Annotated in this window: 21 protein-coding genes and 3 pseudogenes; 13 read left to right on the top strand and 11 right to left on the bottom strand. The window is 57.7% G+C overall.

The window, feature by feature from the left end:
• Positions 1–107 precede the first annotated feature (107 nt).
• The 3 genes from GSQ93_RS17930 to GSQ93_RS17920 form a co-directional block, all read right to left on the bottom strand.
• The gene (locus tag GSQ93_RS17930) at positions 108–1,601 is read right to left on the bottom strand and encodes an EAL domain-containing protein (RefSeq protein ID WP_158937022.1); all 1,494 of its coding nucleotides are present in this window, start codon (positions 1,599–1,601) and stop codon (positions 108–110) included.
• A gap of 685 nt (positions 1,602–2,286) precedes the next feature.
• Entirely contained in the window at positions 2,287–2,910 is a 624-nt protein-coding gene (locus GSQ93_RS17925) for a hypothetical protein (RefSeq protein WP_158937000.1), read from the bottom strand.
• The gene (locus GSQ93_RS17920) at positions 2,900–3,769 is read right to left on the bottom strand and encodes an SDR family NAD(P)-dependent oxidoreductase (protein WP_216857633.1); all 870 of its coding nucleotides are present in this window, start codon (positions 3,767–3,769) and stop codon (positions 2,900–2,902) included. The genes GSQ93_RS17925 and GSQ93_RS17920 overlap by 11 nt, the downstream gene beginning before the upstream one ends.
• A gap of 168 nt (positions 3,770–3,937) precedes the next feature.
• Between GSQ93_RS17920 and GSQ93_RS17915 the strand changes: the two genes are divergently transcribed.
• Together GSQ93_RS17915 and GSQ93_RS17910 are read left to right on the top strand one after the other, a co-directional pair.
• Positions 3,938–4,837 (top strand): LysR family transcriptional regulator, encoded by a 900-nt coding sequence (locus GSQ93_RS17915; protein ID WP_158937020.1) that lies wholly within the window; start codon positions 3,938–3,940, stop codon positions 4,835–4,837.
• 394 nt (positions 4,838–5,231) lie between these two features.
• On the top strand, positions 5,232–5,546 hold the full coding sequence (locus GSQ93_RS17910; RefSeq protein ID WP_158936999.1) for a DUF4148 domain-containing protein: 315 nt from the start codon (positions 5,232–5,234) through the stop codon (positions 5,544–5,546).
• 489 nt (positions 5,547–6,035) lie between these two features.
• Here the strand turns inward: GSQ93_RS17910 and GSQ93_RS17905 are convergent, their stop codons facing one another.
• Together GSQ93_RS17905 and GSQ93_RS17900 are read right to left on the bottom strand one after the other, a co-directional pair.
• Positions 6,036–7,283 carry a hypothetical protein gene (locus tag GSQ93_RS17905; RefSeq protein WP_158936998.1) on the bottom strand — a complete coding sequence of 416 codons (1,248 nt, stop codon included), beginning with the start codon at positions 7,281–7,283 and terminating at the stop codon, positions 6,036–6,038.
• A gap of 424 nt (positions 7,284–7,707) precedes the next feature.
• Positions 7,708–8,003 (bottom strand): annotated as a pseudogene (locus GSQ93_RS17900) (tyrosine-type recombinase/integrase); the annotation flags it as partial.
• A 539-nt stretch (positions 8,004–8,542) separates the two neighbouring features.
• Here GSQ93_RS17900 and GSQ93_RS38720 point away from each other — a divergent pair.
• The 6 genes and pseudogenes from GSQ93_RS38720 to GSQ93_RS17870 all read left to right on the top strand — a co-directional run.
• Positions 8,543–9,151: pseudogene (locus tag GSQ93_RS38720) on the top strand (hypothetical protein); the annotation flags it as partial.
• A gap of 122 nt (positions 9,152–9,273) precedes the next feature.
• Positions 9,274–9,621: a hypothetical protein gene (locus GSQ93_RS38145; RefSeq protein ID WP_254073924.1), complete on the top strand. Its 348-nt coding sequence runs from the start codon at positions 9,274–9,276 to the stop codon at positions 9,619–9,621.
• A 60-nt stretch (positions 9,622–9,681) separates the two neighbouring features.
• The gene (locus tag GSQ93_RS17885) at positions 9,682–10,557 is read left to right on the top strand and encodes a nucleotidyltransferase (protein WP_158936995.1); all 876 of its coding nucleotides are present in this window, start codon (positions 9,682–9,684) and stop codon (positions 10,555–10,557) included.
• Positions 10,535–11,119 (top strand): SLATT domain-containing protein, encoded by a 585-nt coding sequence (locus GSQ93_RS17880; RefSeq protein ID WP_158936994.1) that lies wholly within the window; start codon positions 10,535–10,537, stop codon positions 11,117–11,119. The genes GSQ93_RS17885 and GSQ93_RS17880 overlap by 23 nt, the downstream gene beginning before the upstream one ends.
• Positions 11,120–11,573: 454 nt before the next feature.
• On the top strand, positions 11,574–12,050 hold the full coding sequence (locus GSQ93_RS17875) for a helix-turn-helix domain-containing protein (RefSeq protein WP_158936993.1): 477 nt from the start codon (positions 11,574–11,576) through the stop codon (positions 12,048–12,050).
• Positions 12,050–12,628, top strand: a complete 579-nt coding sequence (locus GSQ93_RS17870) for a PIN domain-containing protein (protein ID WP_047847786.1) — start codon at positions 12,050–12,052, stop codon at positions 12,626–12,628. The genes GSQ93_RS17875 and GSQ93_RS17870 overlap by 1 nt, the downstream gene beginning before the upstream one ends.
• Before the next feature lie 22 nt (positions 12,629–12,650).
• On the opposite strand, the pseudogene GSQ93_RS38140 reads toward GSQ93_RS17870, so the two are convergent.
• From GSQ93_RS38140 to GSQ93_RS17850, 5 genes and pseudogenes are all read right to left on the bottom strand, one after another.
• Positions 12,651–13,142: pseudogene (locus GSQ93_RS38140) on the bottom strand (tyrosine-type recombinase/integrase); the annotation flags it as partial.
• A 62-nt stretch (positions 13,143–13,204) separates the two neighbouring features.
• Positions 13,205–13,930, bottom strand: a complete 726-nt coding sequence (locus GSQ93_RS17865; protein ID WP_174254641.1) for an IS6 family transposase — start codon at positions 13,928–13,930, stop codon at positions 13,205–13,207.
• 36 nt (positions 13,931–13,966) lie between these two features.
• Positions 13,967–14,233, bottom strand: a complete 267-nt coding sequence (locus GSQ93_RS17860; protein ID WP_301952067.1) for a LysR family transcriptional regulator — start codon at positions 14,231–14,233, stop codon at positions 13,967–13,969.
• A gap of 284 nt (positions 14,234–14,517) precedes the next feature.
• Positions 14,518–15,507, bottom strand: a complete 990-nt coding sequence (locus tag GSQ93_RS17855; RefSeq protein WP_301952068.1) for a di-heme oxidoredictase family protein — start codon at positions 15,505–15,507, stop codon at positions 14,518–14,520.
• A 39-nt stretch (positions 15,508–15,546) separates the two neighbouring features.
• Positions 15,547–16,266, bottom strand: coding sequence for an IS6 family transposase (locus GSQ93_RS17850; RefSeq protein WP_158936992.1), 720 nt, complete (start codon positions 16,264–16,266; stop codon positions 15,547–15,549).
• 93 nt (positions 16,267–16,359) lie between these two features.
• On the opposite strand from GSQ93_RS17850, the gene GSQ93_RS17845 reads away from it, so the two are divergent.
• The 3 genes from GSQ93_RS17845 to GSQ93_RS17835 all read left to right on the top strand — a co-directional run bounded on the left by GSQ93_RS17845 (position 16,360) and on the right by GSQ93_RS17835 (position 21,189).
• Positions 16,360–19,986 (top strand): CheR family methyltransferase, encoded by a 3,627-nt coding sequence (locus GSQ93_RS17845; protein WP_158936991.1) that lies wholly within the window; start codon positions 16,360–16,362, stop codon positions 19,984–19,986.
• A gap of 79 nt (positions 19,987–20,065) precedes the next feature.
• Complete coding sequence (locus tag GSQ93_RS17840; protein WP_158936990.1) at positions 20,066–20,704, top strand: SH3 domain-containing protein; 639 nt, start codon at positions 20,066–20,068, stop codon at positions 20,702–20,704.
• Between the two features lie 260 nt (positions 20,705–20,964).
• Positions 20,965–21,189 (top strand): hypothetical protein, encoded by a 225-nt coding sequence (locus GSQ93_RS17835; protein ID WP_158936989.1) that lies wholly within the window; start codon positions 20,965–20,967, stop codon positions 21,187–21,189.
• Here GSQ93_RS17835 and GSQ93_RS17830 read toward each other — a convergent pair.
• A complete protein-coding gene (locus GSQ93_RS17830; RefSeq protein WP_158936988.1) occupies positions 21,178–21,477 on the bottom strand; it encodes a hypothetical protein in 300 nt (99 codons plus the stop codon). The genes GSQ93_RS17835 and GSQ93_RS17830 overlap by 12 nt on opposite strands.
• A 323-nt stretch (positions 21,478–21,800) precedes the next feature.
• Between GSQ93_RS17830 and GSQ93_RS17825 the strand changes: the two genes are divergently transcribed.
• Entirely contained in the window at positions 21,801–22,331 is a 531-nt protein-coding gene (locus tag GSQ93_RS17825) for a 2Fe-2S iron-sulfur cluster-binding protein (RefSeq protein ID WP_158936987.1), read from the top strand.
• Positions 22,331–23,317 (top strand): xanthine dehydrogenase family protein subunit M, encoded by a 987-nt coding sequence (locus GSQ93_RS17820; protein ID WP_158936986.1) that lies wholly within the window; start codon positions 22,331–22,333, stop codon positions 23,315–23,317. Before GSQ93_RS17825 ends, GSQ93_RS17820 begins: the two co-directional genes overlap by 1 nt.
• Position 23,318 lies beyond the last annotated feature (1 nt).

Below are 23,318 nucleotides of genomic sequence, written 5' to 3'. Positions count from 1 at the left end.
CCCGATGCGGGTCAATCAACGGCAGCCTATTCCGCCAGTTCAATGTCGAACCGGGTTCGGCCATGTAGGGACATTCGCCTTCATCCTCGCGGTGTCGTCTCGCCGAGTCATTTCACTGAATCTGCGACGCATACTACTGCCGGTGGAACACTAAAAAGTTCGTCGGCGTCCACCGGCCGTCGGTAGAGGTAGCCCTGACCGTAGGGAATCCCCAGTCTTCGCAGCGCGTCGTGCTGCGCTTCAGTTTCGACACCTTCGGCAATCACCTGCATGCCATAGTGTCCTGCCACAGCGGCGATCCCTTCAATAAGGCTCGCACCGCCCTTGTCAACTTGCTCGATGAACTGCCTGTCGATCTTTACGAAATCGAACGGGAACCTCCCAAGCAGATCGAGGTTGCTGTGCTCCGTACCGAAGTCGTCTAGCGCGAAGCGCACGCCATGTTCTCGCAGGGTCTCGAAGATCTTCCGAACTCGGGGATGCCGGGCCAGCAGGAAACGCTCGGTGACTTCGAGCACGAGAACCGTCGATTCGGGCAGTCGTTCAGCGAGCGCCAGCACCTCCGACACGAAGCCTTTGCGTTCAAGGTCCATCGGCGCTACGTTGACAGCGATCCGGAACGGCGCGCTGCCGGTCGGCCTCTTGATATCGGCCGTGGCCCGTTGCAGCACAAACCGGGTGACGTCGGCGAGAAGGCTGCTCGATTCAACCTCCGCCATGAAGACAGCGGGGCTGATTGGCCCCCAGCGAGGGTGACTCCAGCGGAGCAAGGCTTCGGCGCCCACGATGCGGCGGGTCGCGATATCAACGACCGGTTGATACACCACGTGGAGCTGACCGGTCCTGAGCCCTTGCCGGACGGCGGACAGCAACAATCGCCGCGGCGCGAAGGCAAGCAGGTAGGCGGCGGCAATTAGAAGAGCCAGCAGCACCCCGGTCCCGCAACAGATCGCGCCGTACTTCCAGCGCATCTGCGACGCAAAAGCGGGCGATGCCGTCACCGTCACGGAGAAGGGGAAACCAGTCGATCCCACCTGCGTGCCGGAGCGCGACGTCTCGGCGACGCCGGCGGCGGAAAATACGTCGTGCTCGTCGATCGCACCAGATCCGGTGACAGACAGCGTCACCTTGCTTGCGCCATAGCGCAGGCCGTGCGCCAGAATATCTGCGACGTACGGGGCTTCGATGACATACAGCAGGCCCGTGCCGTGTCCAGTCGAGCGAAATACTGGCAGTACCGGGATAGCAGGCTGGTAGAGGGTGCCACGGATCAGACTGATGCCGAGATCGCGTTGCGCGGTGGAGATGTAGGCCGACAAAGGTACGTTCATCGGCCCCATCGCGGAGGAGCAATAGAGCCGCCCATTCTCAACGAGGTTGACGCCGCGCACGTAGCGGACGTATGTCTTCAATTCGGCGAGCTGCTTCGCCACGGTTTCACAAGGCTGGCCCGGCAGCCGGTCGAGCGGCTCGCGCTGACTCGATATCACATGATTCAGGATGCGCTCGACCGATTCGACCATGTCGCTGGCGACGAGTTGTTCACGGAAACGGATCGCACCGTCCGCGTAGTGCTCGCCGAGCGCCACTGCGGAAAGCATCACGCAAACGCCGCCGATAAGCGCACTCGCTCCCGCAAGATTGCGCGCGACGCCGCGTCCCCAGACCGGGCCACGATCGGGAAAGAAAGACAGGAATTGCCGAGCGGGTTTGAGCTTAAACACTTCGAAAATATCGTGCGGGACATAGGACGAGGCGCGAACGTTGCTCATTCATCATACTTGTTCTTCGCCGGCAAGTTAAGCGACCTATGCTTTGGTGGCCTGGGATGGTTTGCGGCGTCCGATTGCCCGATCAAAGGCTAGGGGAGGAAGTCCTGACGAGGCCTGGCAGAACGCGACAGGGGCGCCGCATCGCATGAGAGTAGCGAGCTGCGCGTACGCATCGCAGCCGCTGCAGCGAGGCTCGGAATCGTCGAGTGGAACGTTAGGGAAAGGACTGCCGTCTGGAAGAACGAGCGCATGTACGCGATCATCGGTCAGCCGTTCGAAAACGGACCATTGACCGGCAGCAGTTTTTTGGCGACGTGGTGCATCCCAAGGACGCCGGGCGAGTCCGCAAAACCCTCGAAGCGGCGATCCGATCCGCGCAGCCCTTTCATAAATGGCCGTTACGAATCGGGAACGGGACCGCCGGACGCCCAAACAAAACGTGTCGTTTTGCGCGTCGCCTTGGAATCAAAGAAGAATTGTCACGTGTGTCGGTTTCACTTTATGCAAATCCACATCATTTGAGCAAGGGCAGAAAATCCGGGCTTGCGACGAGAGACGAAATCAGAGCACGAACAACGATAGGAAACTGGGCTGCAACCTTTTCGCAGGCTGGTACGTCGTGGTAACCGGTCTCGAACGAGTTTTTCTGCTCCACAGTCAACATGTGTCCATTCGATGACTCAATTCTCAATCTTATGTCCCAAAATCCGGCACTTAGCCAATCGACAGTAGAGGAAAAATTCAGCCGCTCCACGTGACCAGTCAGCGTCACCCTGGGAGCGCTATTACTGTCTTTGATAGCGAGCTTCAATTCATCGGCCACAGCATGCCGAACGTAACTCTCAAAATTCTTTTCGTCACCCGGAGTGATTTTGGCCCAACCGCCGCGGCATATTGGATGGACCTCGACGTCGGAAACAAACGAGCCAAGCTCAACGCCTTTCAGGTCCATCGTCTGGCTGCGGATTTGAGCGTGGTCAGATGCGGCATATGGTGGGAGCGGCGCAATCGTAGCGCATGAGCACAGCGCAAACGCGACCATCGTGATGCATAGCTGTTGTCGTAATTTTTTAATACCCGACGAAGCATTTTTGCGCTGCCCGATAACCCTCATTGAGGCAAGCGCTTCAGTGTCCATTTGACAACCCCACCATCCTCTCACTATCGCGCCACAAGCTCATCATCACATCATCCTTGCGACCCAGCTCGGAGGGTTCAGGCCACGTCAACTTGCCGCCAACCAAGGAGGCGTAGAAACGCCCAGCCGGTGACACAATCGTTCCAAGTCCCAAGTCGGCAATTGCATTACCCACCTGCTCGATCGTATTCACGTGGCGAAGTCTGGACGCCGTTGCCATCATCAACCTTGCCCACCAAGGCCACGCGCGGAATAGCGACGTGCCTCCAGTCAATCCGGGATTGTAGGCAATGACGCGCATGCCATTGATCTGTGAATCGATGGAGGCTCCGAATGCGCGCGCAGTAAGGAGATTGCACAGCTTGGAGCTTGCATAAGCCTTTAATCCGGGCATGAAACCTGTGCTCTTGTGTTGGGGATGAGCCAGAGCCTCGGAATCAAGCTCTTTGGGCCCGAACGGAACCACCTCCGGGTCGTGAACATCACTCGTGGTGATAACTATGGTGGCGTTCTTTGCGAGGGCAGGCGACAGAAGCCGGAGCAAAAGATAGTGCGAGAGATGGTTGATTGCAAAGGTGGATTCGAATCCGTCATGGGTTCTTTGCCTGGTGTTTCCGAACTGCGCTCCGGCATTCATGACCAGAATATCAATCTTTGTACCGTTTAACTTCTTCATGAGCGATTGAACGAAAGACCGAACATTCGAGAGACGCGCCAAATCCAATGGCATGGTATCCATTGAAGAATTTTTAGTGTCTCTTGCTGCCAGGATCAGTTTCGTGTTTGGCGTGTTGAAGATTCTCTTTGCGGCGACCGCACCGAAACCGGCAGTGCCGCCTGTCATGACAACCGTTTTCATTGGTCTAACCCCTCGGGGCGAATGTGGCATGTGCAGCTACCAAAAAAGTAGGCGCCGGACTGGCGGATGTGGATCATGGATACCTCCCTGAGCAGCGGCCATGATACGGCTTGGTAATTTGCAGGATAAGCCGGCATAATCCGCACAACTTGTACGGTGGAGAGAACAATTAAATCCGACTGGGCCGATCTCAGTGCTTTTATCGCGGTAGCGCAGGCTGGCGGGTTTCGCGATGGCGCTCGGGCCAGTGGCGGCAGCGCCTCGGCGCTCAGCGACGCCGTGCGCCGCCTGGAAGCGCAGCTCAACGTGCGGCTGTTCAATCGCACTACGCGCAGCGTCGCGCTGACCGAGGCGGGCGCGAGGCTCTTGGAGCGGCTAGTCCCTGCTTTTCGCGAGGTCGACGCAGCACTCGATGTTGTCAATAGCTTTAGCGATCAGCCGACCGGTACGCTGCGACTCAATGTGCCCACTAGCGCAGCGCGGCTTGTGATGCCGCGCATCGTGCCACCGTTTCTTGCGGCTTATCCAGGCGTTCGGCTCGAAGTGATGGTCGATGATGAATTCGTTGATATTCTTTCGGCCGGCTGTGATGCCGGCATCCGTTACGACGAGCGGCTAGAGCAGGATATGGTCGCTGTTCCCATTGGGCCGCGTTACCAGCGGTTTGCCTTGGCGGCTGCGCCAGCTTATCTCGACCGGCGCGGGCGGCCCGTCCATCCACGCGACCTGCTCAGCCATGACTGTTTCCATAGCCGCTTTCGGGACCGTCCCGTCATGGCCTGGGACCTGGAGCGCGACGGCGAGACGATCCGCCTCGAACCTACAGGGCCGCTGATCGTACAGGTGGGCGGTGGAAGTGATCTCCTCGTCGAGGCCGCTATAGCAGGCCTGGGCCTCGTCGCTTTATACGAGGATTGGCTGCGCCCCTATTTCGAAAATGGAGTGCTGGAGCCTGTCCTCGAAACCTGGTGGCCGCGCTTCCCGGGTCCTTTTCTCTACTATCCCGGCCGTCGCCTCGTCCCCGCCCCGTTGCGTGCCTTTGTGGATTTTGTGAAGGGGATGGGGTAGGTTCGGTTTGTTGTCAACGGACTGCTCAGGCCGCGGCGGTCGGCGCAAAAGGCTCTCGCTGCCAACCCGTCAAGTTCGGCGCCTGAGCGCCCGGCTACATTTCGATCCGGTCGAGGCGTTAAGGATTGGATGGGACCACTCTGTCGCGTTCGGACTCGCCAATCCCGGGCTGTTCTGGATAATGAGTCGTAACGCCAGCTCACCCGCAGCCGTGGCCGGGATCAGCGCCCTTGCTGAAAGAATTCACGCGATTGCACTCGCAGGATGCTTGCGGGCGATGGTCTCTCCGTCTCTTCCTGGCCGGCTGCCGACTGTCCTAATCTTAAGCTGGCGAAGCCGAGGTGTGGGAATGAGCCATGCTTACTAAGCGTTACTTCATGGAGGGGAACGCAAAATGAAAAACGCAAACAAAGCGTGGCCGATGCTTGCCGCGTTAGTGCTGCTCACTGCATGTTCAATGGGGGGCATGCGGGCAGACGCAGGGCCCCACCTTAGCGCAGTCCAATGCCGCGACCTGACCGAGATCAAGCACAAGGCACCCGTTACCCACGAGCGCAACATGAGCGAAGTGGCAGCCTTGGAAAGAGCGGGCTACCATCCGGGATGGTTTAATGATGATCCGTACTATCCAGCTGATCTAGAGGCCGCGCAACGTCAGGTCGATATCTGGTACGAAACCGAGTGTCCGCAACAAAGCCCGGTCGAGTAAATGCTGGCCCCACGGCCTGGGAGCCCGCACTTCGGACGAGCAGTCAATGCGCTCCTCGGACATAACTGCAGCTCGGCTATTGACTCGGGGACAGTCCGAGTGGGTCAATAGCGGTCGTTCAAGAACGCTTTCCGGCGACCGGCGACGACGGATTGGCTTCCGGTGGACGATAAAGAATGCTAACGATCTAATGCTTCTTCAAAGTTGGTTTTTGCAGAGTCTTGTTATCCTCCGAGTGAAGCACATAGATCCTTTGAGGAGAGTCACAATAAACAGTGGTGGCCGTCACAAAGGTAGGCATTGTGATTGAGCCGAACTGGCGAGCCGCGTGTACGATAGAGCCAGCTAACCAAAGAGTTTAAGGAGCGCCATGAAAGCGGTGTGCTCTCTGCACGGGCCAACGACTGTCATCAGCACGAACGCGTACGGGTTTCCGGTGTACGCATTCGACCATCAGAATGTCCGTTCTACTTTTAAACCCGCTTAAAATCAGTTCAAGGTCCAAAGCTTTTGCAGATGATGGCTTCTCATCTTGTCCGCTGGAACAGTGGGCCTATAGCAAGAAGAAATACCGAGGATCCCTGTATCGTTGTCCAGTCTGCCAATGACGAAATTTTCACTGTCGGTACCTGCCACAAACACGCTGTCTCCGTCGGAGCTTATGACGAAGTCGGTTAATCTGCGGCTGCATCGAATCGCATAGTCTCTATATGCCACTTGCCAATGTTCGAGGAACCACGCGAGCAGTTGAGGGTTTCTTTGAATAACTCCGCAATTGACAAAATTTACGATGTAGCCAGACAAAAGACTTGTGCCCGAGCACCAGAGGTCAAGTACCTTCGACTTGTCTTTGTCGTGATCCGCAATCCGGCTCGCGCACTCAGCCTTTGGTAGGAGGATATTCAATGTGCGCCACCAGTCCCCGCATTCGTCCGGTGATGCAGGTCCGTCGTGGTCCGCCTCAGTGAGAAGCTCGAATGTTTCATGAGCTATCTCAACAGAAGCACGCTGGGCAGCTGCAATGAGCAACTCCGCGGAATTCTCCGCCAACCCTCCTTTCGAGTCGATGAAGAGAACATGCTTCATGAAATGCAAACGAATGTTCATTGATGGCGATGAGTGATCGCCGTTCCCCCAGACTGTAAACCCTGGAAAGTCAGATCCAGGAGGATGTAGAGCGAAAAGTCGGCAGATCATGGCAATTGTGTGACCGTTGCGCCCTCGGACAATGCCATCAAAACTTCCCTGATAGCCAATATTCCGTAGCGTAATTGCATTCACGACGGCACCTATGGCGCTGAGGATCTGCACCGTTGAAGCGATATCGATCCCATTCGCGACGGGCGCGACGAGAGCGACAAGGTCTCGCAAGCGACTGTCTCCCCGGCTCGCATAAAACCTTCTCAGATGTGCATGATGGATCTGGACCATTGGCCAGGCCGCTTTAAGTCCACCTAACGGGCCCGTGTTAAGCGGAATCTCTGTCCGATTATCGATTAACTGCGTATTGACGAACACAAGATCGTCCAGCGTTGCTAGCGGCATCCTGAGAAAACGCAGCAAAATGTTTTCACGAGCGATCAAATGGGGATTCAGGATGATCGTCCGGCGAAAGGCTGACCAGTTATTGCCAACAAGTTCGACAGCGGTTTGCGCAACAAGCGCCCTTGCATTGGTAAAGTTCTGCGATGGAGTTACTATTTGACTCCACGCTAAAAGCTCATCAATGGTCGCCATGTCCATTTCTCGATGTAAGTATCATATTTTTAACTTTTGCGTGCCATGGTCGCAGAGATTTGCAAGTACTTTCGCTGCTCGCGGCAGAAAGCGATGAGACTGCGCGGGCAGTTCACTCAAGCGTCGACAATGCCAACGAGTCTGGCCAAAAACTAAATGCGGGCCGAGGCTAACGGCGTTGATGATTCCTGTTCCTGTTCCTGTTCCTGTTCCTGTTCCTGTTCCTGTTCCATTTCGTCTCGCTCGCCCCGACGACATCGCCTTGCATTACCCGGCTATTTCCAGATTGTCCATTGACGGGGCCGCTTCCGCCGCTCGCACCGCTTTCGCGAGTGAAAAGGTAACATTGAATGGCCGCTTTGAGGAAAATTCAGTCGCCGCTCCGGGTCGACTTCGGCCAATCGTCGGTAGTGGGCAATTGGCCTCACAAATCGCTACCAGTTAATCTCAGCCCGGCTTCTGTTGCCCGATGCCGATCATCGTTGTCCGCATGCAAGTACTGACTCGTGGTTGAGACCGATTCATGCCCCAGGTTGTCCCGGACATATCGCAGATCGACCTGGCCATCCATCATGCGAGAGACTGCCGTGTGTCGTAGCCAATGGGCAGAAGCCTGCCGCAAACGTTCTGGTGCTCGCTCGGACGCTTTGCCCGTCGATTGCAAGTGCCCGAAGCATCGTCGAACACCTGTTTGATGATCAGGTGCACGGCGCTGCGCGTCGTGGTCCGGTGCATACCAGACGCAAAGCTATCAGGGAAATACAGAAAACTCGGATTGTCATTTTCCGAACGCGATTGGGTAGCATCACATGACAACTTTACGTACGAGCCCTATGCAGTTACGTTCTCGTCTTGGTGAGCGATAACAATTTAACATAATGTTATTTGCCATAATTTTGATTCGAAATGTCGTCGGCGTCGCGCATACCAAGATGGATTTTGACGTGTCCGCCTGACGCTTAGGGGACGTCGGTCAGGTGGTGGCCTTCGATTGCGCTTATGTTCCCTAGAACGTCGCGGCCGAGACTGATGGGCGCTCCGTAGCCATTCACTCGTCGATACCAAATTTAACCTGACGAGTCCCTCTAGATCAAATCAGTCAAGCTTGGTAACTTCAGTTATCAGATGTGGCGATTTTTGTACTGGGCCGAACTGAGCCGTTTTCCGCATGCGAAAAAGCTGTATGCGGGCAGGGCGCTGTTTAGAGAAGCAGAATCAGGGCTGAGGTATGCTGATTGTTCCGACCCCTGGGGAGTGCCATGGTTTTCGACACCAATCTCGACCTGCTGCTGCGCGCCTTGGGCAGCGACCGTCCGGCCGCGGGCGACCAGAACGCCCCTTTCACCCTGGCGTCGGCGCTGGCGCGCCGGTCTGCACAGGATGCGGCTTCGGGTGCTTCCCTGGCATTGGTAAGCGCGCTAAGTGGGCTCCCGACCTACCAGTCGACGCCCCGTTGGATTGCAGTGCGGCAACGCTTCGAGCAGTTCGATCGCAACCTCGCACTGACACCGGCGCAGCGGCTTGACGGATTCAGCAAACGCGTCGGCGTCGTGAACTACCTGAACCGTACTTACTACGGCACACCGTCGGACACCGATCACAGCTTTTTCGTCGGCTCGTGGAGTAAGGCCACCGCGATCCGGCCGCCGCGCGACGTGGACATCTATTTCTTGCTGCCGGTCGAGGTGTACCACCGCTTTCAGGCCTACATGTGGAACCGGCAGTCGGCGCTGTTGCAGGAAGTGAAAACTCGGCTCGCGCAGACCTACTGGAACACCGACATCAGTGGCGACGGCCAGGTGGTGCTCGTCAATTTCGGCAGCTACAGCGTGGATGTGGTCCCCGCCTTCGCGCTCACGACACCCGGGCGCTACTGGACTGCGATTCACACAACGGCGGCTCGTACAAGGAAACCGCGCCCTGGGATGAAGAGAACAGTCTGGAAGCGTCAGACAGCGCGAACGCGTGCAACCTGCGCCCGTTCGTCCGCATGCTCAAGGCCTGGCAGGCCTGGTGCTCGGTGCCGATCAAGTCGTTTCACCTCGAGCTGCTTGCGGCCGAGTTCATCGCGCAGTCGCCCTGGCGATCGCACGACTGGTTCTATTTCGACTGGATCGTGCATGACTTCTTCGCGTTTCTCTATCATCGAGCGGACGGTTTCGTGCTGGTGCCGGGCACGTGGGAAGTGATGATGCTGGGTAATGACTGGCAAAGCCGCGCCGCATCCGCCTATCGCCGCGCCGCGAAGGCCTGCGAATTCGAATCCCAGAACCGCATCATGGCCGCGGGCGACGAATGGCAGAAGATTTTCGGCACTGATATCCCGCGGGCAGTGTGATGGGCAATATCCACGGTGTGCGCGGTTGTAATCAACAAATCTAAAAAGATCGAGGCTTCGATGGGCGTGGCGGACGATTTCAGGACGTTGTGCAGCAATCTGGCGATTACAAAGCGGGCATCCATATCGGACCGCTACGAATTGATTACCCGGCGGCTCAACCTGGAGTACTGGAACGCCGAGTCGAGGACGTATCACAGCATCCAGGCGGGCTCATATGGGCGCGGTACGGCGACAGCAAAGACAAGCGATGTCGATATGATCTTCTGGTTGCCGTATGCACAATTCGTACGCTTTAACAACTACGTGGGCAACGGGCAGTCAGCCCTGTTGCAGGACGTACGAACGGCTATCAGGAAGACGTATTCGGTTACAAATATCGGCGCCGACGGGCAGGTGGTCGTGGTGCCGTTTGATGACGGAATCACGTTCGAGGTGTTGCCGGCCTTCGAAAACAAGGACGCAAGCTTTACATATCCAGACTCCAACGGAGGAGGGAGCTGGAAGACGACAAATCCGCGGCCAGAAATTGCCGAGATGAAGCGCATCGACGCCTTGTGCAACGCCAATCTGAAAAACCTTTGCAAGATGGCCCGGGCCTGGCGTCACGTCTGGAGTGTGCCCATCAGTGGTCATTTGATTGATACCCTTGCGAGCCAGTTCGTTCGTGGTTACCAGTATCGCGACAAGTCGTATGTATATTACGACTACATGAGCCGTGACTTCTTCGAGTTCTTGTGCTCACAAAGCGCTGCTCAAACCTACTGGCTCTCGCCGGGTGCCGGGCAGTACGTTTGGCGGACCGGAAACTTTGAATACAAGGCGACGCAGTGCAGGAACATCGCCGTGGGGGCATGCGCATACCAGGGCGAGGGGTACGGATGGACTGCGCGACAGAAATGGCGAGAAATCTATGGCACAAAATTCCCAGGCTGACGACGTTGACGCAGCGCTTGAAGCGCAGTTGCGCGAGTGCTTTGGCCGCGTGGTGTACGCGACCAAGACGCATGAAAAGTGTGCGGACCGATGCATGACCAAGCTTGGTCGCATCAAGTTCTGGCAGATCGTCCTGTCTGCCTTGACCACAAGCGGACTGATCGCCGCGATTTTCGGCGGAGACAAACTCAGCTATCCGGCCGTCGTGACTGCCGCTGTTGTCTCGATGGCGCTCCTTGCGCTCAATACGTACACCAAGGACAGCGATCCGGGGCAGCAGGCCGGGAAGCACAAGAAGACGGCGAGCGAACTGTGGAACGTTCGTGAATCGTACCTTTCGGTGTTGACGGATTTGCACGATCGCAATATGGATGCGAAGACCGCTCGCGAGAAACGTGACGAACTGCAGGGTCGTCTTGCGTCAATCTACGAAAACGCGCCGAGAACGTCGTCCAAGGCGTACGCCGACGCGAGCGTTGGGCTCAAGGAGCGCGAAGAGTTAACTTTCTCGGATGCGGAGATCGATGCCTTCCTCCCCAGAACGCTGCGCCGGGGCGAGTAAACCTCGTCGCATTGAGTGACGGCACCCCTGGTATCTCGTCTCGCCCCACGTCGTCGATCACCTGATGATGCGCGTGCGCCAGCGGATCAGCGAAGCGGGGATGGCACCGGACCCGGTCGAGACGATGCCATTTGTTGTTACGTCAGTCGCCGAATTCGAGAAGGCCGGTCAGGCGATCGCGCATCTTGACATCCGGCGCTTGTGTGACGCGTGCTAAATGCCGACGTTCCGTATTACGCGGGTCGGAGTTGACCGAACACGTGCCTCTTCCAACGCTTGTGCCTTCCAAAAAAGGTTGCGTTTATTTCGATTATTTCGGATAATTCTTTTACAATGAATTCGCCGGTGATCCGTCTGGGCCGCGGGGTAAAGCTTTTCGCGGCCCAGACGGATCACCGGCTTGCTGCGGTCAAAAAGAACAAAGCCGAGCTTTTTAACATCGCGCGAGGAAAACATGTCCAATGAAGATGACGTCCTAGATACGGTTTTGGACGAGAGGGAAGTGGAGATCGCAAAGGCCGCGCAACGCTGTATCGTTGCCGCGTTGGATCACTCGCGGGCTGTCAGCGTCGTGCTGATTGAGGAGGGGGCGGAGCATCCAAATGACGGCAGTCCCACCCTTCAGCTGCCGCCCAAAATCCTGCGACTATTCGCCGATATGCTGGGTTTTCTCTCGCAAGGAAAGCCCGTTGCAGTGATTCCGAAGGAAATGGACCTCACCACCCAGCAAGCCGCAATGATGCTCAACATCTCCAGACCGTACTTGGTCCGGATGTTGGACGCCGGCGAAATACCTTTCCACAAAGTAGGATCGCATCGAAAAGTCACCTTTGACGATGTGAGAGTTTTTAAGGAAAAACGACGAGCGCGGTCGCTGGATGCGCTGAGAGAGCTATCGGAGCAAGCACAAGAACAGGGCATGGGTTATTAATGGCGGGCGCCCGGTCCTACACGGTGCTGCTCGACGCATGCGTGCTGTATCCAGCGCCGCTCCGAGATCTGTTGATGCGCCTCGCCGTTGATGGTTTGTACCATGCCCGCTGGACGTACGAGATTCACGACGAATGGATTCGGAACCTCAATAAGAATCGACCCGATATCGGCCTAGGCAAATTGCATGCGACCAGAGACCTCATGATTGATGCGGTCCCGGACAGCATCATTACGAACTACGAAAAGATTATCGATTCGATGGATTTGCCCGATTCAAATGATCGGCACGTGCTTGCTGCGGGCATAGTAGGGCATGTCGATGCTATCGTCACATTCAACGTTCGAGATTTTCCCGAGCATGCGGTCAAGCCATACGACATCGAGATCATCCACCCCGATGATTTCATCGTTTTACAATACGGGCTCGATAAATTGCGGGTATTAGCGACGGTGAAGGCACTTCGGGCAACTCTGACCCGACCGGTGCTAAGTGCGACCGAGCTATTGAAAATCTACGAGACGCACGGCTTACCGCAGACAAGTCAGATTCTCACAAGCGCAATTGACTTGATCTAGGGGCGGCTTCGGAATTCGGAATTTAAAGCACGCTAAGCCGATTTGGTGCCCTCGTTACGATGATGTGCGTGCGGCGAAAGCTGCGCCGATCTGCCGCGCGCTTAATCTCGTCGCTGTGAAGATAAACCGACGTCGTTGCGATGGATGCATGACGAAGGTTATCGCGCACGCTCGTTAGGTCGGCGCCACGAGCCAGGGCATGAGTGGCGTGCGTATGTTCAACCAATGTGGATTTGCTCGTCTGAGCTTTTCGGCCGTCACCGGTTGCTCAGCCTGGATCACGTCGGATGCTTGCAAGAAGAACCGCCGTATTACGTACCAGCGGCGCGCCCCCGTGATGCCGCCTGTGGAATCTTGCTCGAGACTTCCGATCAACGGGTCTTCGGATTCCAGCGCGCTGGTGTGACCGATAGCCCACGGTGTAGAAGATATTGATAAGCGCCGTGCGGGCTAGCGGTGGTAGCGCCACTTTGCCGGCCTTGCGTTCTTTGCCGACCAAATGGAGCCAGTGGTCGGCCACCGGGTAGTGTCGCGATAAGGCTGACAAGGCTAAAAATTCTTCTATGATAAGAATTCCTACGTCATCAGAGAGTAGAACTGTTCGGCGGCTGTTCGCGAGACGCCACCGTCCTTCATCTGACCTTTGCTGATCATGTGCATCGTCTCAATGCCTGAGAGGATGATGCGAGCACACCGGAAATCCTTGAATCCCATCATGGGCCTGGTGCGGCGTTTGATCGCCCGATGATCCTGCTCGACAATATTGTTCAGATACTTGACCTGCCGGATCTTGATGGGCGTTTCGCGCTCAACGTTGATGGCCTGGAGGGCGGCCAGATTGGCCCCGCTTTTGTCCATCGTCACGGTCTCAGGCGCGCCGTTGCGATCGATGGCCTTCTCGAAGTAGCGGCGCGCGGCAGCCTTGTCGCGATGCGCCCGCAAGAGGAAATCGACTGTATTGCCAGCCTTGTCCACTGCGCGATACAAGTACTTCCACTGGCCGCGCACCTTGACGTAGGTTTCATCCATCCTCCAGCTCTTACCCACCGGACGTTTGTGCCGGCGAAAGGTTTTCTCGAACAATGGTACAAGCTTGATGACCCAGCGGTGCACGCTCGAATGGCCAACCTCAAAGCCGCGCTCAGCCATCATCTCTTCGAGATTGCGAAGGCTCAGGGAGTACGCCACGTACCACCGCACACACAGCAGGATCACATCCAACGGATAGTGCAGTCGCTTGAGCACCTTCGCAACATCTGGTGGTAATGTCTTGCGCGCCGTCTTGCCCGTCTTGCCCGTCATGCACATCGTGGTCGTCTCAATTTCGGTCGACGAATTTTACATGATCGCCTTAGCGCGACAGAGCCAATCGATCTCTTCAAAGCGGGGAGCGATGGTCCGGATGAGTCGCTCGCCCGCTTCCGTCGGCGCGACGCTGCGCGTGGTTCGGGTCAGGAGTCGCATGCCGAGCCGGGTTTCAAGCGCCCGGATGGTATGGCTCAAGGCCGATTGCGATACGCCGAGTTGCGCAGCCGCACGCGTGAAGCTGCGCTCGCGCGCGACGGCAATCAGCGCCAGCAGGTCGTTGTAGCTTTCTCGACGCATTGATGAACTCATTTCATAGGTGTTTGCCGATTCTAGCGCCTAGTCGGCTATGAGTGGGTAGGTTAGATTTCAAATGTCGCGCGGCATCGGCTTATCTCTGTCGCCTTTGTTGCGATTGGAAGGGAAAGCAGAGTGCGCTTAGAACCGTGAAGAACGCCTCGGTGCGTTCGAAGCCAGCGCACAGTTCGGTGTCGCGTAACCAGTCGTCTTGCGCCCCGTCGCGCTGGCGGTATGCGCGCGGGCTCACGCGCACATACCGCCTCATCGGATGCAATGCTCCCACTTCAAAGCGAACCGAGAAACAGAAGGATGTCGTTTCGCTCATCGGCAGTCAAAGCCTCGAACTTCAGGCGTGAAGCCCGGGCCTCTCCGTCATGCCAAAGAATCGCCTCTAAGATGGAGCGCGCCCTTCCGTCGTGCAGGTAGCGCGCTTTCGAGACCGGCATCGATAGCGGATCATGCGGCAGGTCGGGGCCGGCGTTGATCGCGGGGCTCTCCTGGACATAGGCCAGCGACCCGATGCCCCACAAAGGCTCGGTACGCCACATGGAGGGCTTGGCGTTGCCTTGTGTCAAGGTGTCGGCCAGGCCAGGGCCCATGTCATGGAGCAGCAGGTCCGAGTACGGATGGATGATCTGGTTGCGCAACTCGGCAAACGGGTGGTTCGCGCCAGTCTTCATCTGGCTCGCGTGGCAGGCGGCACAGCCGTTTTGCGCGAACAGTGCAGCCCCGCTGGCGATGCGGATCGCGTTAACATTGTGCTCGGGCGACACGCGCAATCCAGGCGCGTACCCACTGGGGTACTTGCGCTGTGCTGGCACGCCGATGAGCTCGAGGTAGTGCGTAATCTTCTCCATATCTGTCTCGGTGGCACCGGAGACCGTCTGGGCAGCCGTCTTGCAAGGCGTCGAGCCGAGGTTCTGCTGGCACATCCGCGTCGGGTAGACCGGGGACGTGACGCCCATGTCCAGCATCAGCGCCTCGGCGACCTGGTCGCGCAGGCTGGCCTTGGAGGCCTTCCAGCCGAAACGGCCCAGGCGACGTTGACCCGTCTCCGGATCGGTCACCCAATTCGGCGTGCCTGTGACACCGTCGTGCTTGGTCGCAAGCTGCAGAATCGTCGCCTCGTCGACGGCTTCGAGCAGCCCTACGCCGATGACCTGGGGCGCCTGGCGGACGGAGTATTGCGCAGGCACTGGCCCCTTGAATCCGTAGACCGGCTTTTGCAGCTGGAAGACCTCGCCGCGGGCGGTTGTATGGGCTCTGGTGCAAATAGCGGAAATAGTCGAGGAGGTTAATTTTTATAGGATGGCTTATTGAGCCGAGAAGACTGTATTCCAAACGGTAGGCGCAGCGGTATCTTTGAGGTCGAGCGTTGCGAGATTGAACTGACCCTTGCGAATGCGATGCATCAACTCGATGCCTGCAATCGTGGTTGCGGCGCTCCTGAACAGCTTAAAGCCAAGCATGACCTTCGTCCGGGACTTGATGTTGCGATGGTCTTGCTCTATCAGGTTGTTCAAGTACTTCGAAGATCTGACCTCGGTGTCCGCGGGTAGCAAACCGTCTGCCTTCATCTCGCGCACGGCGCGGTGCGAGGCCGCATAACCATCGAGAGTGATGGTTTTCGGTGGCTGCCCCTGATGCTTGATGGCCTTCTTGAAAAATGCCTTTGCTGCTGCCACGTCGCGTTTGGCGCGCAGCATGAAGTCTACCGTCTGGCCTGCCCGATCCACGGCCCGATAGAGATAGACCCACCTTCCGCGGATCTTCAGGTACGTTTCGTCGACACGCCACGACTGTCCTGTGGGCGTGCTAAAACGGTTCCAGCGTTTGACGAATTCGGGCGTATAACGCTGCACCCAACGCAGGATCGTCGTGTGCGCAAGAGACAAACCACGCTCAGCCATCATCTCGACAAGATCCCGCAGGCTAAGCTTGTAGCGCAGATACCAGCGAACACACAGAAGGATGATCTCGCGATCAAAGTGTCGCCCATCGAACAGCTTGTCCAGGCTCTTCAGCTTACTCATCGTCCGTCATCAGTTTGTGTAGTTCGACGACTCTAACCCATTCACATCCTCCATTTGCACCAGAACCGTCCGAAGGACGCCGAGTACGAGGACATGCCGCGCAATGCGATTGCGACGGGCATGGTGGACATTGTCTTGCCGATTGTTGACATCCCGCAGAAATTGATCGAATTGTGGACCAACATGCGCGCCATTGAGTTGCCGCGAACTGGTCAGGAAGGGCCTGTTGCTCTCGCCGCTGTTGGAGAGCAAACCGCTTCGCCCGCCGAGCGCGCGCTGCAAGCAATATTGACCACTCTACACACCCGCACGGGTCACGATTTTCATCACTACAAGCGGGCAACGGTTCTTCGGCGCATCGAGCGGCGTCTGCAAGTCAATGCACTTCCCAGTCTGCCGTTGTACGAGCAATTCCTGGATTCGCATCCCGAGGAAACGTCGCCGCTACTCAAGGACATGTTGATTGGTGTCACCAATTTCTTCCGTGATCGTGAAGCATTCGAAGCGGTCGAGCGTGAGGTGATTCCGAAGATCGTTAGCGAAAGAGCGTTGGACGATCCGGTGCGCGTGTGGGTACCTGGTTGTTCCACTGGAGAAGAGGTCTACTCGCTCGCGATGTTGCTATGTGAACATCAGCGGGAAGGAAATGAGCTGCCGGCGATCCACTTGTTCGCGACCGACATTGACCAGCACGCTATCGAAATTGCCCGAGCAGGTAACTATCCTGAATCAATTCTGACGGACGTACCACCTAGCCGTTTAAACCGATTTTTCAACCATGCCGGCAGTCGTTACGTGATCGACAAGGCGGTCCGCGAAAAGGTGCTTTTTGCCCCTCACAACCTCCTGCGCGATCCACCGTTCTCACAGGTTGACTTCGTGTCGTGTCGCAACCTGCTGATCTATCTGGACCGAACGATCCAGCGGGAAATTTTCCAGACATTCCACTTTGCGCTGAAGCCGGGTGGCTTCCTGTTTTTGGGCAGCTCGGAATCGGCCGACGTTGCCGACGATCTATTCGTAGCGATCGACAAGAAGAACCGGATCTACCAGGCAAAAGTCCTGACATCGCGCCCACGTGCATCTGCTGCGCCGTTTCCCCGGCAGATCAAGGGGCTGGCGCACCTGAGCGTCGCGACGCCCTCGGTTATCGAGCGCCCGCGCTTGGCGACCGCCGACCTGCATAGACGGGCGATTGAACACGGCGCGCCTCCCAGCGTCATTGTGGATCGCGATGCCGAGGTCGTGCATATGTCGGGCGAGATCGGGCGGTTTTTTCATTACGCCGGCGGCGAGCCGTCACATAACCTGCTCACGCTGATCCACCCTGACTTGCGGCTCGAACTGCGCACGGCGCTGTTTCAGGCGACAGAAAAAGGCGTCGACTCTGACACGCGCTTGGTGCGTATGTCCGGCGGTGAGACGACCACGCGAGTCAGGATGAGGGTGCATCCGTACCACGATCAAGCAACGGGCGTGGACGTCGTGCTCATTTCGTTCGATGAACTGGAAGATGTTGCGCGGGGCGAAGGGGGCGAGGGCGATCAGAGCGGCCTTGCTACGCGTGATTCGGTTACGGTGCAACTTGAAGCGGAGTTGCATCTCGCCAAGGAGAATCTACAATCATCCATTGAACAGTCGAACGTATCGACCGAGGAGTTGAAAGCCTCTAACGAAGAGTTGCAAGCGATCGTGGAAGAACTTCGGTCTGCTAGCGAAGAGCTCGAAACGAGTAAGGAAGAACTCCATTCGGTGAATGAAGAACTGGTGACGGTCAACGTCGAGCTGGAGTCGAAGGTGACCGAGACCGCCAAGGTGAACGATGACCTGGAGAACCTCATCGCTTCAACGGATATTGCGACCGTTTTCATCGACCGGGCGATGCGCATTAAACGTTATACCGCGCCTGCGGTCGGCTTGTTCAATCTGATCAAGTCCGACGTCGGTCGCCCGTTGCTCGATCTTACGCACCGCCTGAAATACCCCGAACTGGCTGACGATGCTACCGCTGTCTTTAGCAGCCTGCAGATGATGGAGAGAGAGGTCGAAACATCCGACGGGAAGTGGTTTCTGGCTCGCTTGTTGCCGTATCGCACTGCTGACGATCGCATCGACGGTGCGGTGCTCACGCTGATCGATATCACGTCTCGACGGCAAGCACAGTCGGAAGCGCGCACCAGTGATGACCGGCTGAAGCTTGCGGCGCTGACAACCGATGACTACGGAATCATCGTCCAGGATATGGACGGCGTGATTGTTAGCTGGAACAAGGGCGCGGAACGGATATTCGGTTACAAGGAAGCGGAAGCGCAGGGCAATTCCATCGACATGATTTTCTTGCCTGAAGATCGTGCTGACGGAATTGCCCCAGCTGAACGAGCACAGGCGGCCAGGGCCGGGCGCGCAGAAGACGAACGATGGCACAGGCGACGTGACGGCTCACAAGCCTACTGCAGCGGTGTGATGACATCGATCAATGCGGCCGGCTTTAAAGGCTACGCGAAGATCGTTCGCGACGTCACGGATCAGAAAGGGGTCGAAAGCCAGCAGCAGTTACAGTTGACGCTTGAGCGCGAAATACGCCTTCAGGCGGAGGCCGCTATCCGTTTAAAGGATGAGTTCTTTGCCGTGTTGTCGCACGAACTAAAGAACCCGCTCAACCTGATTCACGTGAAAGCCGAGTTGCTCACCCGCGCACCGGAGGCAAGAGAGATTGCAGTCGTTCAGAGGGCGGCCGAGGCTATCCAGCGCTCGGTCGTCGGTCAGGCGAAAATCATCGACGATCTCCTCGACTTGTCGCGCGCTCGCACGGGCAAACTGGCTTTGCTGCGAGGACCGGTAGACGTTTCAGTCGCGGTGCAATCGGTGGTCGAAGCGAGCATGGCCGACGCCGCAGTGAACGGCATTGACCTGTCGATGTCCGGAGTGGGCGTGCCTGTCTTTATTCAGGCCGATGCGGTCCGCGTCGAACAAATGCTGTGGAACCTCGTGCGCAATGCATTGAAGTTCACGCCGCGCGGGGGTCGTATCCGGATCGCGCTCTCGCGCGAGGACAATTTCATCTGTGTTGAAGTCGCGGATACCGGGCAAGGGATCGCGCCGGATTTTCTGCCGAAAATATTCGACATGTTCAGTCAGGCTGAAGCGGCTGGAAGACGCGATAGAGGTGGCTTGGGAATCGGCCTCTCGCTGGTCAAGCAAATAGCGGAGATGCATGGCGGACGCATCGAGGCCGAGTCTGCGGGCGTGGGGAAGGGCGCGCGGTTTCGTCTCTGGTTACCGGAAAGCCCGGTTTTGGGAGACCTGGACCGCCCGGGTGAGCGGGTCAATTCGAGCGCTCTCAAGGGCCTGAAAATTTTGTTGATCGACGATTCGCTGGAATCACTCGACGCGTTTCGCACGCTCCTGGAACTCGAGGGCGCGCACGTGCGGGCGGAGGCGAGCGCAAAGCAGGCTCTTGCGGCGGCAAGCAGCGACGACTTCGATCTGATTCTGTCGGACATCGGCATGCCGGAAATGGATGGCTACGAATTTATTGGCGCGTTGCGAAGACTGCCGGGGATGGGCGCGGTGCCTGCAATCGCACTCACCGGGTTCGGACGTGCACAGGACGCCAGGAGAGCGATACGTGCCGGATTTAATGCTCATCTCGCGAAGCCCGTGTCGTTGCCTGTGCTAACCAACGCCATCGATCGAATCAAAGCGTCGAAACTTGAGTAGCTGAGGGAGTCTTACATTCGGGGCTGCTTTCTTGCCAGATCACAAAGATAAAAAACCTGTTTTCCAGAGGATGATCGTGATGAAAAAGCTTTTGAATATGAGTCTGGGTGTGGGCATGGCGGGCTTGTTTTGCCTCTCGGGAGGCGCGAGCGCGCAGCAGGCCGCGTTCACCAACGCACCTGTGGACGTGTTTGCGGGGCCCGCGCCGGATTATCCCGTCGTGTCGCAGTTGCCGCAGGGACTCCAGGTAACAATTTACGGTTGCGTGGCCGGCTACACCTGGTGCGATGTAGCCGTTCCGAACCTGCGAGGCTGGGTCGATGCTTCCGCGCTCAGCTATCCGTATCAGGGTTCAAATGTGCCCATCCCGGGCTATGGCGCGACCATCGGCTTACCGATTGTCGCGTTCTCCTTGGGCGCTTACTGGGGCAGTTATTATCACGGGCAGCCGTGGTATCACGAACAAGAGCGATGGAGCAATCATGCACCGCCTCGTCCGGGTCCGGGTCCCGGTTATGGTCATCCACCGCCGCCGCAATATGGCGGGCATCCTCCGGGGCCGCCGCCACGCGGCAATGAAGGCTACGCAGGCCGGCCGCCGGGGGCGCCGCCGCAGGGCAACTACGGGCACCCGCCTGGACCCGGTGCAAATCACGAAGAGCCCAGGCCCGAGCATCGCGGTGGCGAAGAGGATCATGGCCATCCGCCGCCGCAATAAGCCCTACCAAGGGAGCAAGCGACGCGTGGGGCCTTGGTTCGCAAAAGCGTTAAGCGTCGCGGGCAAGGAACCCACGCAGGATCATTTGCATTGCCCGGCCTGAAAGTGTGCACCTTTCTTCGATAGCTAGCGGGTTTCGTCGCAGAAGCGAATGCCATATGTCCAGAATGAATAGCATACGGACAGCGAACGAACGCTCGTGCCGCGTGTCTATGGACTAAGCTCTTAACACCGGGACAATTTGGACACGGGAGGCAGGAATGCAACCGCCCTTGGTGGTTTATATGGACGCGACGATCCATCCAATCGTCACGCGCGGTGCATCTGGATTTACCTGCATGATCATCATCACCGAGTCAGGTCGCGAAAGGCGCGGCTCCGGCGTGCTGGGGACATTCGACACCGAAGCAGAGGCCTATCAGTACGCGGTCGCGTTCGGCAGATCCGACATCGAACGTCATCGCCTGATGACCCTAATTTGTTAGGCGATGGTGGGCCAGCGGCACGACTTTCGACCACTCTTTTTGATCATCAAATTTGCGGCCGATCAGCGAGTTGTAGTTAGCTGCATCGGTTGCAACGATCACCCTCAACATTTCCACAAACGCGTTGCCATCCTCTAGATGAGCGACCAGCACACGAGCGGTGCGCAGGGAAACTGCTTCCCTATAAGGAGGCGCTCCGCTCTCCGATTCGAGAACAAATCCGAATAAATAGATCTGTTCAGATTCCCCTTCCAACACGGGGGAGTGGGACACGATGGTTGCCTTCATGTTCAACCTCTTGGTAGGTCATTGAAGACGATCCAGCAAACAGCGTTCCGAGCCTTATGCGCTCCTTGTTTTTCTAAAGACGTGGCGCGTTATGGCACCGCGTGCAATGAGTCCACCGGCCCGGTCATGCCCGACTGAGGCCCGAGAATTGCTGTATCTGCAATCTTGGGGATCAATAGCGATCCGTGAATTAAAGTGCAGTCCGTGCAGCAGCCCGGCGCAGTATCGCAATCAATCCGCCGCAGAAGAGTTGGCGTTTTGCGGTGACAGCCAGTCGCGAAGCGTCCGCTTCCCGGCGCAATCCCGAACTTAGGGGAGCAAACATGCGTTTCGTCATTAACGGCAACGAGGTCGAGCTGGACTTTGACCCGAGGACATCGCTCCTCGATCTGATCCGTGAGCGGCTTCACCTCTTCGGCGCCAAAAAGGGCTGCAATCAGGGCGCATGTGGCGCTTGCACCGTGCTGGTCGACGGAGCACGGATCAACAGTTGCCTCGCGCTGGCGGTGCAGTATCAGGATTGCGAAATCACGACCATTGAAGGGTTGGGCGCACCGGGCAAGCTTCACCCGCTGCAGGCTGCCTTCGTTGAGCATGACGGTTTCCAGTGCGGCTACTGTACCCCCGGCCAGATTTGCTCGGCTATCGGCATGGTCGAGGAGTTGAAGTGCGGGGTGCCAAGCTATGTCAGCGAGGACGTGACCGCTGAGGGCTTCGACCTTACCGACACCGAACTACGCGAACGAATGAGTGGCAACCTATGCCGCTGCGGCGCCTATAACGGCATCGTCGACGCGATCCAGGACACGTTCGGTAAAGCTGAGGCCGAGCCAAACAAGCGCGAGGCCGCCTGATGAACCCCTTTACCTATGAACGCGCTTCGGATCCGCAGGCCGCGCTGACGCTTGGCGCTCAATCAGGAGCCAAGTACCTGGGCGGGGGTACCAACCTCGTCGACCTGATGCGCGAGACCATCGAGCATCCCGTGGTGCTGGTTGACGTAACAGGCCTCTCGCGCGCAATAGAAGAAACGGACGACAGCGGCTTGCGGATCGGCGCCGGGGTCAGGAACACCGCAGTGGCGGCTGACCGGCGCGTGCGCGAGCGTTATCCGGTGCTGGCGGAAGCCATCCTTGCCGGTGCGTCGGCGCAGATTCGCAACATGGCGACGGTGGGCGGCAACATTCTGCAGCGCACGCGCTGCGGCTACTTCTATGACGACGCAGCGCACTGCAATAAACGCGCGCCTGGAACGGGCTGCGACGCCATAGGCGGCTTCAACCGCATGCACGCCATCCTGGGTGCCTCCAGTGCCTGCGTCGCCACCCACCCCTCGGATATGGCCGTGGCGCTGGCCGCCCTGGATGCAGTGGTGACGGTGGAGGGCCGCAACGGCGCACGCGATATTCCATTAGTCGATTTCCACGTCCTGCCCGGCGAAACGCCGCACATCGAAACGGTGCTTGAGACAGGCGAGCTGATCACCGCCATTACTCTGCCACCCGGGCTGACGGGCCGTTCCAGTTATCGCAAGGTGCGCGACCGCGCCTCCTACGCCTTCGCCCTGATCTCGGTGGCTGCGGTTCTGGACGTGCAGGACGGCGTCGTGAAGGAGGTGCGGATTGCTCTAGGCGGCGTCGCCCACAAACCATGGCGCGCCAACGTGGCCGAGGCGGCCCTCAAGGACGGCGCAGCGACCGAGGCGGCATTCCGTGCAGCAGCGCAGGCCGAGTTCGCTGCCGCTCAAGGTCTTCGCGACAACGCCTTCAAGATCGAACTGGGTCAGCGAGTGATCATCGACACGCTGCTGAAGCTGACCGCTCTTCAGGAGAACCGTTAAT

This window comes from Burkholderia sp. S171 (assembly GCF_009766085.1).
Taxonomy (GTDB): domain Bacteria; phylum Pseudomonadota; class Gammaproteobacteria; order Burkholderiales; family Burkholderiaceae; genus Caballeronia.
This window is presented reverse-complemented; position numbering and strand designations above follow the sequence as displayed.

What these genes read in the sequence shown, in the direction of transcription:
- GSQ93_RS17930 (WP_158937022.1), bottom strand. Translation starts at nt 1,601, where the DNA reads ATGCTTTCCGCAGTGGCGCTCGGCGAGCACTACGCGGACGGTGCGATC.
- GSQ93_RS17925 (WP_158937000.1), bottom strand. Translation starts at nt 2,910, where the DNA reads ATGGACACTGAAGCGCTTGCCTCAATGAGGGTTATCGGGCAGCGCAAA.
- GSQ93_RS17920 (WP_216857633.1), bottom strand. Translation starts at nt 3,769, where the DNA reads ATGAAAACGGTTGTCATGACAGGCGGCACTGCCGGTTTCGGTGCGGTC.
- GSQ93_RS17910 (WP_158936999.1), top strand. Translation starts at nt 5,232, where the DNA reads ATGAAAAACGCAAACAAAGCGTGGCCGATGCTTGCCGCGTTAGTGCTG.
- GSQ93_RS17905 (WP_158936998.1), bottom strand. Translation starts at nt 7,283, where the DNA reads ATGGCGACCATTGATGAGCTTTTAGCGTGGAGTCAAATAGTAACTCCA.
- GSQ93_RS38145 (WP_254073924.1), top strand. Translation starts at nt 9,274, where the DNA reads ATGCTCAAGGCCTGGCAGGCCTGGTGCTCGGTGCCGATCAAGTCGTTT.
- GSQ93_RS17885 (WP_158936995.1), top strand. Translation starts at nt 9,682, where the DNA reads ATGGGCGTGGCGGACGATTTCAGGACGTTGTGCAGCAATCTGGCGATT.
- GSQ93_RS17880 (WP_158936994.1), top strand. Translation starts at nt 10,535, where the DNA reads ATGGCACAAAATTCCCAGGCTGACGACGTTGACGCAGCGCTTGAAGCG.
- GSQ93_RS17875 (WP_158936993.1), top strand. Translation starts at nt 11,574, where the DNA reads ATGTCCAATGAAGATGACGTCCTAGATACGGTTTTGGACGAGAGGGAA.
- GSQ93_RS17870 (WP_047847786.1), top strand. Translation starts at nt 12,050, where the DNA reads ATGGCGGGCGCCCGGTCCTACACGGTGCTGCTCGACGCATGCGTGCTG.
- GSQ93_RS17865 (WP_174254641.1), bottom strand. Translation starts at nt 13,930, where the DNA reads ATGACGGGCAAGACGGGCAAGACGGCGCGCAAGACATTACCACCAGAT.
- GSQ93_RS17860 (WP_301952067.1), bottom strand. Translation starts at nt 14,233, where the DNA reads ATGCGTCGAGAAAGCTACAACGACCTGCTGGCGCTGATTGCCGTCGCG.
- GSQ93_RS17850 (WP_158936992.1), bottom strand. Translation starts at nt 16,266, where the DNA reads ATGAGTAAGCTGAAGAGCCTGGACAAGCTGTTCGATGGGCGACACTTT.
- GSQ93_RS17845 (WP_158936991.1), top strand. Translation starts at nt 16,360, where the DNA reads ATGCCGCGCAATGCGATTGCGACGGGCATGGTGGACATTGTCTTGCCG.
- GSQ93_RS17840 (WP_158936990.1), top strand. Translation starts at nt 20,066, where the DNA reads ATGAAAAAGCTTTTGAATATGAGTCTGGGTGTGGGCATGGCGGGCTTG.
- GSQ93_RS17835 (WP_158936989.1), top strand. Translation starts at nt 20,965, where the DNA reads ATGCAACCGCCCTTGGTGGTTTATATGGACGCGACGATCCATCCAATC.
- GSQ93_RS17830 (WP_158936988.1), bottom strand. Translation starts at nt 21,477, where the DNA reads ATGAAGGCAACCATCGTGTCCCACTCCCCCGTGTTGGAAGGGGAATCT.
- GSQ93_RS17825 (WP_158936987.1), top strand. Translation starts at nt 21,801, where the DNA reads ATGCGTTTCGTCATTAACGGCAACGAGGTCGAGCTGGACTTTGACCCG.
- GSQ93_RS17820 (WP_158936986.1), top strand. Translation starts at nt 22,331, where the DNA reads ATGAACCCCTTTACCTATGAACGCGCTTCGGATCCGCAGGCCGCGCTG.